Here is a 299-nt window from a genome sequence, read left to right on the forward strand (position 1 = left end):
GATGCAGCCGCAGCCGGGCTTCCCGCAGCAGCAGCAGCAGCCCTACGGAGGCGGCTTCCCCCAGCAGCAGCCGTACCCCGGCGCCCCGCGGCCGCCCCGCTCCGGCAGCCCCGCCGGGGCCTTCTTCCTCGGCCTGCTCGTCTCCTTCGTGATGTCACTGATCCTCAGCGGCATCCTCTTCGGCCTGTACAAGAACGGCTCCGCCTCGGAGACGACGTTCCGTGTCACCTACGCGCTGGCCGCCCTCGCCATCGCCGGAGCCGTCGGCGCTGTGGTCGGCAAGGTCGGCGGCCGCAGCG

At 72.9% G+C, this 299-nt stretch carries 1 pseudogene; it reads left to right on the forward strand.

Annotated elements, in window-relative coordinates:
* Positions 1–299: pseudogene (locus J0695_RS39785) on the forward strand (hypothetical protein); the annotation flags it as partial.

This window comes from Streptomyces beijiangensis (genome assembly GCF_017315755.1).
In the GTDB taxonomy this organism is placed as follows: domain Bacteria; phylum Actinomycetota; class Actinomycetes; order Streptomycetales; family Streptomycetaceae; genus Streptomyces; species Streptomyces beijiangensis.